The sequence below is a fragment of the Kocuria sp. ZOR0020 genome, from assembly GCF_000800955.1.
Taxonomy (GTDB): domain Bacteria; phylum Actinomycetota; class Actinomycetes; order Actinomycetales; family Micrococcaceae; genus Kocuria; species Kocuria subflava.
This window is the reverse complement of record NZ_JROX01000409.1, coordinates 1-443: the sequence shown is the minus strand read 5'-3', so window position 1 is coordinate 443 and position 443 is coordinate 1. Positions and strand designations below refer to the sequence as shown.

The window sequence follows — 443 nt, the reverse complement described above, 5'->3', positions numbered from 1 at the left end:
ATGGAGTTGCCGATCAGAATGCCCGCCACGGCGATCACGTTCTGGGTTGTCCAGTCCACCAGGTGCAGACCGAACACGGCCGCCGTGCCCGCGACCCCGCCTGCTATCACACCGGTCAGCACGGCCTGCTTGGCAAACGGCATGCCTTTGAGGCGACCGATGGAGGTCAAGGAGGCCGTGGTCAGCATCAGGGCGATGAAGAACATCACCGTCCACGGCACGCTCAGGATCCCGCGCAGCAGCACCGCGATGATGCTCAGCTGAAGGGCCGCCCGCAGGACGCCCGTGAAGATCTGAGGGCCCAAGCGCATGCCGTGACGGTGCTGGATCACAGCAGCTGCCGTGGCCATCAACGCCAGCCCGACGACGAACCACGCGAACTCGGTGGGAGTGCGGCCGCCCATGGTGAATGGTGTGGATGCTGCTTGTGTTGTGGCTGTTGC

Annotated in this window: 1 protein-coding gene; it reads right to left on the bottom strand. The window is 64.8% G+C overall.

The annotated features are described in order from the left end of the window. The coding region (locus tag L979_RS14815; protein ID WP_197052183.1) for an ABC transporter permease at positions 1-404 on the bottom strand (404 nt) is incomplete at its 3' end. Positions 405-443 lie beyond the last annotated feature (39 nt).